Source organism: Arthrobacter sp. 05L45_2, assembly GCF_056397525.1.
The window spans coordinates 1-9,423 of sequence record NZ_JBFTNO010000123.1 but is presented as its reverse complement, the minus strand read 5'-3'; the positions used below and the strand labels follow the sequence as shown (position 1 = coordinate 9,423).

Below are 9,423 nucleotides of genomic sequence, written 5' to 3'. Positions count from 1 at the left end.
AGCCTGGACTGCGGCTCGCTGACCCAGCCGGAGTTCCCCGGCCAGCAGGCATCCCCGGGTGCCAAGATGCCCACCCTCGCCGAGGTCTTCGCCCTGGCCGACGCGCACCGTGCCAGCCAGGTGAAGTTCAACATCGAAACCAAGGTAGAGGCCGGCGCCCCGCAGGAGACAGCGCCGCGGGAACAGTTCGTCGACGTCGCCCTCCGTGAAATCAACAAGGCGCACATGCAGCACCGCGTCTCGATCGAGAGCTTCGACTGGGGCTCCCTGCGCCTGGTGCAGCAGCGCCAGCCGCAAATCCCCACGGTGGCCCTGACCAACAAGGACTTCCTGCAGGCCGGCCAGCCCGGGAAGTCGCCGTGGCTCGGCGGCATCGACGCCGACGACTTCGGCGGGGACCTGGTCGCGGCGGCCGCGTCGCTCGGCTTCGACGCCATCTCCCCGGTCCATGGGACCCCGCAGAACGGCAAAGTCACGGACCCGGACTACGTCCCGTACGTCACCGCCGACATGGTCCGCCGGGCCCACGCCGCGGGCATGAAGGTCATCCCGTGGACGGTCGACGACAAGCCCACCATGCGGGCGCAGATCAAGGCCGGCGTCGACGGACTCATCACCGACTACCCGGACCGGCTCCGCGAGGTCATGGCCGAATCGGGCATGAAACTCCCCAAGCCGGCGCCCGCCGTCAAGTAGCCGGGGGCCGTTTGGGCTGGGGGCGAAGCCGGCCCAAACGGCCTGGCTCACGGGCAACGTCGTGCACGGGAATCTGGCCGAGGATGGTGCGGCCGCGGACTAGGCCTGTAGTCTCTGTTCACGGCGATGGATCCCGCCGGAACACCGCACTCATGGTGCGGGGTGTTCGAACCGCCACTTGGCTGATGGTTCCTACCTTTGCTACTTCGAAGGTAGGTGAGCTATGCCTGGCCCYGAACAGCCTGCTGTGACGCCGGCGCCCACCGGGGAGAACAGGCTCGGGCCGATGGGGTTCGTGCTGGGCTTCGGCGTCGTGAGCATGCTGGCCGACGTCGTCTACGAAGGCGCCCGCTCCATTACCGGACCATTCCTGGCCACCCTCGGCGCCTCCGCCGTTATGGTCGGGTTCATCACCGGGGTGGGGGAGGCCGTCGCCCTGGTCCTGCGGCTCGGCACCGGCCCCCTGGCGGACCGCACCCGCAAGTACTGGCCCCTGACCATCGCCGGTTACGCCCTGACTGTCATCGCTGTGCCCGTGCTGTCCTTGGCGGGGTCGCTATGGCAGGCCTCGGCGCTGGTGGTCACGGAACGGTTCGGTAAAGCTGTCCGGACCCCCGCGCGTGACACTATGCTTTCCCACGCGGGGTCGGTTCTGGGGCACGGCCGGGCCTTCGCCGTCCACGAAGCCCTGGACCAGTCTGGGGCTCTGATCGGTCCGCTGCTCGTCGGCCTTATGGTCGCAATCTCCGGCTACCAGCTTGGATTCGGCGTGCTCGCCGTGCCCGGCGCGGCCGCCCTCGTGGCCGTGTTGCTGCTCCGGCGCGCTGTCCCGGATCCCGGAAGATTCGACTCGCAGGCCGTGGACGGTGGCGGCGGCACACCGCACGTCGACGGCGGCACCCCGGCCGGGCGCCGCCCGCTCCCGGCCAAGTTCTGGTGGTACAGCGCGTTCACCGCAGTCTCAATGTTCGGCTTTTCCACCTTCGGCGTGATTTCCTACCATCTCGAAGTCCAAAAAGTGCTGCCGTCTGCACTGATTCCGGTCACCTATGCCGTTTCCATGGGAGCTGCCGCCCTCGCTGCGCTGGCCTCCGGGGCGCTCTATGACCGAATCGGTCTGCGCGGGCTACTCATCGCCCTGCCACTGACTGCCGCCGTCCCGTTCCTGTCCTTCACCGCAGCTCCGGGGCTGGTCTGGGCAGGCGCCGTCGTTTGGGGAGCAGCATTGGGAATCCATGAATCCACCCTCCGTGCGGCGGTCGCGGACCTGGTTCCCGCGGCCCGCCGCGGGACCGGATACGGGATCTTCACGGCCATCTACGGGGTTGCCTGGCTTGCCGGGTCAACCATCATCGGGGCGCTATATTCGGCCTCCGTCGCCGGCCTTATTATCTTCACTGTGGCCACCCAGCTTGCGGCGCTGCTCGTTTTCATCCCGCTCCTCAAACGCGAGCCTTCCAAACGGGTTGAACCGTAGGCGTCCGCGCTGACGGGCGGTGAAAGCCGGGGGCAGTTTCCGGTACGATCGAGGTATCAGCTTTGACCCGGCTATCACCGGTGAGCTTCCGGAAGAACGCCCCGGCGCGCGGAGACGACGCGGCAGGGCTGGTAGACCCGGACGGGTAAGCCCGTCACAGCAGTCAACGAGCGGCCGATGCCGGTGCAGCCTCTTTCCCGGATTCCCGGGGGGGCGGGCGGACCGGTGCCGGTAAGTGAGGTGGTACCGCGGTGCCGGTGTTGTTCCGACAGCACAGGAGCCGTCCTCGCATCCTGAATGAATCCCGTTGTTCAAGCTCAACCCAGGATGTCGAGATGACCCAATACCCCAAGGCCTCAGCAGCACCGTCGGATCCCAGCGCCACCGCTTCCGCCACCTCCGGCGTGTCCGCCTCCGTGAAGTTCCCGGAGATCGAAGAGCGCATCCTCAAGTACTGGGACCAGGACGGGACCTTCCAGGCGAGCATCGACCAGCGGGACTCCGGCGTTGACGGATCCAACGAGTTCGTCTTCTACGACGGCCCTCCCTTCGCCAACGGGCTGCCGCACTACGGCCACCTGCTCACCGGCTACGCCAAGGACCTGGTGGGCCGCTACCAGACCCAGCGCGGACGCCGCGTCGAGCGCCGCTTCGGCTGGGACACCCACGGCCTGCCCGCCGAGCTGGAGGCCATGAAGCAGCTCGGCATGACGGACAAGACCCAGATCGAAGCCATGGGCATCGACAAGTTCAACGACGCCTGCCGCGCGTCCGTCATGAAGTACGCCGACGAATGGAAGAGCTACGTCACCCGCCAGGCCCGCTGGGTGGACTTCGAGAACGACTACAAGACACTCAACGTCGAGTACATGGAGTCAGTGCTGTGGGCGTTCAAGCAGCTGCACGAAAAGGGCCTGACCTACAACGGCTACCGGGTCCTGCCGTACTGCTGGAAGGACGAGACGCCGCTGTCCAACCATGAGCTGCGCATGGACGACGACGTTTACAAGAACCGGCAGGACCAGACGGTCACGGTCACGTTCCCGATCACGGCAGGGGAGTCGGAGCTTTCGAAGCAGCTCGCCGGGGTGCAGGCAATGGCCTGGACCACGACGCCGTGGACGCTGCCCACCAACGCAGCGCTCGCCGTCGGGCCCGCCATCAACTACGTTGTGCTGCCCGCCGGCCCGCACGGAATCAAGGCCGCCGCAGCGGAGGCCCCCGTCACGGGCAGCTTCCTGCTCGCCGCTGACTTGCTGGGCGCCTACGCCAAGGACCTTGGCTACGGCGACGGCGCCGAGGGTGCTGCCGCGGCCGACGCCGCCGTCACCTCACGCCACACCGGCGCCGAACTGGAGGGGCTGACGTACGAGCCGCTGTGGGATTACTTCCACGACGCCGAGAAGTACGGTACCGAGAACGCCTGGCGCTTCCTGGTGGCGGACTACGTCACTACCACCGACGGCACCGGCATTGTCCACCAGGCGCCCGCGTATGGTGAAGACGACCAGAAGGTCTGCGAGGAGGCCGGCATCCCGGTTGTCCTCTCCGTGGATGAGGGCGCGAAGTTCCTGCCGCTGTTCGGCCATGGCCCCCTCGCGGGGATCGCCGGACTCCAGGTCTTCGAGGCCAACAAGCCCATCACACAGGCTCTCCGTGCCCAGGGCCGCCTGGTCCGCCAGGCCAGCTACGAGCACTCCTACCCGCACTGCTGGCGCTGCCGCAACCCGCTGATCTACCGCGCGGTGTCCTCCTGGTACGTCGAGGTCACCAAGTTCAAAGACCGGATGTCCGAACTGAACCAGGAGATCAACTGGATCCCGGGCAACGTCAAGGACGGCCAGTTCGGCAAATGGCTCGCCAACGCCCGCGACTGGTCCATCAGCCGCAACCGCTACTGGGGCAGCCCCATTCCGGTCTGGCAGTCCAGCGACCCGGACTACCCCCGGACGGACGTCTACGGTTCGCTGGCTGAGATCGAGGCGGACTTCGGCCGCCTGCCGCTGAATAAGGCCGGCCAGGTTGACCTGCACCGGCCGTTCATCGACGAACTCACCCGCCCGAACCCGGACGACCCCCGCACCCCGGAAGAGGGACAGTCCGTCATGCGCCGCGTCGAGGACGTCCTGGACGTCTGGTTCGACTCCGGCTCCATGCCCTACGGCCAGGTGCACTACCCGTTCGAAAACGGGGAATGGTTCGACACGCACAACCCGGCCGACTTCATCGTCGAATACATCGGACAGACGCGCGGCTGGTTCTACATGCTGCACATCCTCTCCACCGCGCTGTTCGACCGGCCGGCCTTCCGCAACGTCATCAGCCACGGCATCGTCCTGGGCTCGGACGGGCAGAAGATGTCCAAGAGCCTGCGCAACTACCCGRATGTCTCCGAGGTCCTGGACCGCGACGGTTCCGACGCGATGCGCTGGTTCCTCATGTCCAGCCCGATCCTGCGCGGCGGCAACTTGGTGGTCACCGAACAGGGCATCCGCGACGGCGTCCGCCAGGTCATCCTGCCGCTGTGGAACGTGTACAGCTTCTTCACCCTGTACACCAACGCCGCCGATGGCGGCGCGGGCTACGACGCCAAGCTGCGCTACGACGGCTACGCCGACACCCTCGACACGTACCTGATGGCGAACACCGGCGACCTGGTCCGGAACATGACCGAAAAGCTGGACAGCTACGACATCTCCGGGGCCTGCGACGAACTCCGCAGTTACCTGGACATGCTCACCAACTGGTACGTGCGCCGCAGCCGCCAGCGCTTCTTCGACGAGAACGTGGACGCCTTCGACGCCCTCTATACGGCGCTGGAGACGGTCTGCCGGGCTGCTGCGTCCCTGCTCCCGCTGGTTACCGAGGAGATCTGGCGCGGACTGACCGGCGGGCGCTCCGTGCACCTGGCCGACTGGCCGGACGCCGGGCTGTTCGCCGCCAACCCGGGCCTCGTTGAGGCCATGGACCGCGTGCAGCAGATCTGCTCCACCGGGTCCTCACTCCGCAAGGCCGCCAACCTCCGTGTCCGCCTGCCGCTGCAGGAACTCACCGTAGTGRCACCCGGCGCGGACGCGCTGGACGGCTTCGCCGCCGTCGTCGCCGATGAACTGAACCTGCGTTCCGTGCGGCTGCTGGACGCCGGAAGCGCCTCCCCGGAGGAGTTCGGTATTGAGCAGAAACTGGTGGTGAACGCCCGGGCCGCCGGCCCGCGGCTCGGCAAGAGCGTGCAGCAGGCCATCAAGGGCTCCAAGTCCGGCGACTGGTTCGTTGACGACGCCGGGGTGGTCACCGCGGGCGGGCTGCAGCTCGAACCGCAGGAGTACACCCTGGAGACAGTGGTGGCCGAGGCAGCCGAAGGGGAGGGTTCGCGCGCTGCGGCGGTACTGCCCGGCGGCGGGTTCGTGGTGCTCAACACCGAGGTCACCCCCGAACTCGAGGCCGAGGGCATTGCCCGTGACATGGTCCGGGCCATCCAGCAGGCCCGCAAGGACGCCGGGCTGAACGTCAGCGACCGGATCCGGACCAACGTCAGCGCCCCGATGGACGTTGTGGACGCGGTGAAGGCCCACGAAAACCTCGTGGTCACCGAGACCCTCACGATGGAACTCGGCTTGTCCTCCAACGCTGACACCACGGAGTTGCAGATCACCGTCGAGAAGATTGGGGCCTAGTCCATGACCGACGAATTTTCCGTAGAGAGCGTCTACGCCGAGCTGCTGGGCCGGGCGCCGGAAAACAAAATGGAGCCGCGGCTCGCCCCGCTGTACCGGGCCATGGACATCCTGGGGGAGCCGAACAAGGCGTTCCCGATCATCCACGTGACCGGTACCAACGGCAAGACCTCAACGGCCCGGATGATCGAGGCCGGGCTGCGCGCCCACGGGCTGAGCACCGGCCGGTACACGAGCCCGCACCTGTCCAAGGTCACCGAACGGATCAGCATCGACGGCGAACCGGTCCCGGACGAGACGTTCGTGCGGATCTGGGACGAGATCCGCCCGTACCTGGAAATCGTGGACAACGAACTCCTCGCCGAAGGCCAGCCCCGGCTGACGTACTTCGAGTGCCTGACCATCCTCGGATTCGCCGTCTTCGCGGACCAGCCGGTCAACGTGGCCGTGATCGAGGTCGGCCTGGGCGGCATCACCGATGCGACCAACGTCGGTGACGGCCAGGTTGCCGTGGTGACCCCGATTTCGCTGGACCACACGGAGCTGCTGGGGGAGACCACCGAGGAAATCGCCTACGAAAAGGCCGGCATCATCAAACCGGGAGGCTTCCTCGTCAGCGCCGCCCAGCCCGTCGACGCGGCGCAGGTGCTGCTGGAGAAGGCCCGCGAAGTGGATGTGCCGTTCCGCTTCGAAGGAGTGGAGTTCGGCGTCGAGTCCCGCACGGTTGCTGTCGGCGGCCAGATGGTCACCATTCAGGGCCTGGCCGGGCGCTACGAGGACCTGCTGGTCCCGCTGCACGGGGCGCACCAGGCAGAAAACGCTGCCGTCGCCGTGGCCGCGCTGGAGGCTTTCTTCGGCGCCGACAAGCCGCTGGACGCCGAGGTGATCCAGGAAGCGTTCGCCTCCGTCACCTCGCCGGGCCGCCTGGAGGTGCTCCGTACCGCGCCGACCATCATTGTGGACGCCGCACACAACCCGGAAGGGATCCGGGTCTCCGCCGAGGCCATCCACGAGGCGTTCAGCTTCAGCAAGCTGGTGGTGGTGGTTGGTGTCCTCAAGGAAAAGGACGCCGAGGAAATCCTCCGCCAACTCAAAGATTCACTGGGCGACCTCTCCGCCGAGTACTGCCTCACCCAGTCCAACTCACCCCGCGCCGTCCCCGCCGAGGACCTCGCGGAGCTTGCCGTGGACCTGGGCTTTGGCGAGGAGAACATTCACATCGCCGAGAAGCTGGACGATGCCCTCGAATGGGCCGTCGAACGGGCCGAATCCAACGATGACCTCGCCGGCGGCATCCTGGTCACGGGATCCATCACACTCGTGGCCGAAGCCCGGATCCTGCTCGGCAAGGACGGCGTGTAACCATGGCGCGACTGACAAAAGCACAGCGCGAATGGCGTCCCGGCATGCCCAAGAAGCGCCGCTCCACCAAGGTGATGTTTGCCTCCACCGTGCTGCTCCTGGAGGCGTTCGTGGCCGTCTTCGGCACCTTGGCGGTCTTCGGCCTTCGGCGCGGCGAACTCGCGCCGGGGCTGATTTTCGGGGTAGGCCTCGGCCTGAGCGTGGTCCTCGTCCTGGCCTGCGCGGTGCTCTCGAAGCCGTGGGGTGTGGCCTTGGGCTGGATCCTGCAGGTGATCCTGATCCTCACCGGCTTCGTGGAGCCCACCATGTTCATCGTGGGCGGCCTGTTTGCGATCTCCTGGTGGTACGGAATCAGGACCGGCATCCGGATCGACCGGGAAGCGGCCCAGCGCGAGCGTGAGCAGGCGGCCTGGGAGGCCGCCAATCCTGAAGGCCAGACCAACTAGACTTGTTCCCAAACCCCACCCCAACATATTGGAGCAGCTGTGAGCACTGAGCGCACCCTCGTCCTGATTAAGCCCGACGGCGTCGCCCGTAACCTGACCGGCAGCATCATCGCCCGGATCGAAGCCAAGGGATACACCCTGGCGGAACTGAAGAAGGTCAACGCGAGCCGCGAACTCCTCGAACAGCACTACGAAGAGCACGTCGGCAAGCCGTTCTACGAGCCGCTGGTCGAGTTCATGCTCAGCGGTCCCGTGGTGGCAGCCATCTTCGAAGGCCACCGTGTTATTGAAGGCTTCCGCTCCCTCGCCGGTACCACGGACCCGACGACGGCGGCGCCCGGCACCATCCGCGGCGACTTCGGCCGCGACTGGGGCGTTAAGGTCCAGCAGAACCTGGTCCACGGCTCCGACTCGGCGGAGTCCGCCGAACGCGAGATCAAGATCTGGTTCTAGGATTTCCCGCCCCGCCGCCGGGCAACAGTAGCAACAGTAAAGGCCAATGTTCCTATGTGAACATTGGCCTTTACTGTTGCCCCGGTGGCGGTTAAAGCCTCAGTAGCCCGAGGTCCCGACAAACACCTGGATGAATGCGAAGAAGATCGTGGCGATAACTGCTACGTAAAGAAGCGCCGTGAGGATCCAACCGGAGTCTCCGACGATGCGGGCCGCGCCGGCCGGCAGCGGGATGACCCCGTGGCTGATATTGCGGACCGTGACCCAGACGAACAGCGGGATCATGGCCGCCCAGACGATCATGCAGAAGGGGCACAGGATATGGATCGAGTACAGGGCCTGTGACCAGAGCCAGACCACAAACACAAAGCCCAGGGTGACGCCGGCCTGCAGGCCAAGCCAGTACCACCGTGCGAATTTGGCGCCAGCCAGGATGCCCATCGCCGTGGTGATGATGATCGCAAAGGCGACGATGCCGATGAACATGTTCGGGAAGCCGAACGCGGAGCTTTGCCACGTCTGCATGACCTGCCCGCAGGAAATCCACGGATTGACGTCACAAACCGTGACGTGATTCGGGTCCTTGAGGACTTCCAGCTTCTCCAGCACCAGCGTCCCCGAAGCCAGCCAGCCCACAACACCGGTGATCAGCAGGAGCCAGGCGAAGGGTCGGTCACGCGTCATCAGCGGAAGCGGACGCTCCGCTGCGGCCGTGCCGGCGGCGCGCTCAGGGGCGGCCACATCGCCGGTGGCGTGGGAGATGCTGGGCATGGGATTTCAGTCCTTTGCGTCGGGAGCTCTTGGGCCGATTCTATCGCCGGAGCCTGAACATACGCGGAGAGTGCCCGTTCCGGAGCCGTGATTCGCCGGCGGCGCGGACCGGCCGGCCTCCTTACCCCTGCTTTGACGGCTGTTGTGAGACAATGAACCTGGCTGGGACGCGATCCACATTCGGGTCTCAGTCCGGCGACATTGTTTTCAAGACCGCCAATGATGAGCAGGGCATACTTCGGATCCCTCGATCCGGCCTATCCCGCAATGCCATTGGACGGCACCTGGTTGTGATGTACAGATCAACGGGTTCAGGGCAATCTTGCCGGCCTTCCAGGGCTGCCGCACCCCACTGCCGGTGCGAACCTGGAGGTATCCAATTGACTTCTGTCAATGCCTGCGGGTGTTGACAAATATTTGCCCCCGCGGGTGCCGGATGTGGCGGCACATCAGGGGCAGGAGTGTCGCCACATATGGATAATGACCAGCTAGTAGCCGGTAACAACGAAGCAGCCGCTACCGGGGAAGCACCGGAAACCACCGC

At 66.1% G+C, this 9,423-nt stretch carries 7 protein-coding genes and 1 riboswitch; of the genes, 6 read left to right on the top strand and 1 reads right to left on the bottom strand.

What is annotated here, in order from left to right; translation table 11 throughout:
- From AC1DHD_RS10585 to ndk, 6 genes are all read left to right on the top strand, one after another.
- A partial coding sequence (locus tag AC1DHD_RS10585; RefSeq protein WP_476879679.1) for a glycerophosphodiester phosphodiesterase family protein occupies window positions 1-696 on the top strand: 696 nt, incomplete at its 5' end.
- A 113-nt stretch (window positions 697-809) separates the two neighbouring features.
- A riboswitch (Fluoride riboswitch) is annotated at window positions 810-898 on the top strand.
- Between the two features lie 21 nt (window positions 899-919).
- Window positions 920-2,173: an MFS transporter gene (locus AC1DHD_RS10580; protein WP_476879678.1), complete on the top strand. Its 1,254-nt coding sequence runs from the start codon at window positions 920-922 to the stop codon at window positions 2,171-2,173.
- A gap of 335 nt (window positions 2,174-2,508) precedes the next feature.
- Window positions 2,509-5,847 (top strand): isoleucine--tRNA ligase, encoded by a 3,339-nt coding sequence (gene ileS / locus AC1DHD_RS10575; protein WP_476879677.1) that lies wholly within the window; start codon window positions 2,509-2,511, stop codon window positions 5,845-5,847.
- A 3-nt stretch (window positions 5,848-5,850) separates the two neighbouring features.
- Window positions 5,851-7,209: a bifunctional folylpolyglutamate synthase/dihydrofolate synthase gene (locus tag AC1DHD_RS10570; RefSeq protein WP_476879676.1), complete on the top strand. Its 1,359-nt coding sequence runs from the start codon at window positions 5,851-5,853 to the stop codon at window positions 7,207-7,209.
- 2 nt (window positions 7,210-7,211) lie between these two features.
- Window positions 7,212-7,655, top strand: a complete 444-nt coding sequence (locus tag AC1DHD_RS10565; protein WP_476879675.1) for a DUF4233 domain-containing protein — start codon at window positions 7,212-7,214, stop codon at window positions 7,653-7,655.
- A 39-nt stretch (window positions 7,656-7,694) separates the two neighbouring features.
- A complete protein-coding gene (gene ndk / locus AC1DHD_RS10560; protein ID WP_476879674.1) occupies window positions 7,695-8,108 on the top strand; it encodes a nucleoside-diphosphate kinase in 414 nt (137 codons plus the stop codon).
- Between the two features lie 99 nt (window positions 8,109-8,207).
- On the opposite strand, the gene AC1DHD_RS10555 is transcribed toward ndk, so the two are convergent.
- Window positions 8,208-8,879, bottom strand: coding sequence for a vitamin K epoxide reductase family protein (locus AC1DHD_RS10555; RefSeq protein WP_476879673.1), 672 nt, complete (start codon window positions 8,877-8,879; stop codon window positions 8,208-8,210).
- Window positions 8,880-9,423 lie beyond the last annotated feature (544 nt).

Coding starts and splice junctions, on each gene's coding strand:
- AC1DHD_RS10570 (WP_476879676.1), top strand. CDS start 5,851: ATGACCGACGAATTTTCCGTAGAGAGCGTCTACGCCGAGCTGCTGGGC.
- AC1DHD_RS10565 (WP_476879675.1), top strand. CDS start 7,212: ATGGCGCGACTGACAAAAGCACAGCGCGAATGGCGTCCCGGCATGCCC.
- AC1DHD_RS10555 (WP_476879673.1), bottom strand. CDS start 8,879: ATGCCCAGCATCTCCCACGCCACCGGCGATGTGGCCGCCCCTGAGCGC.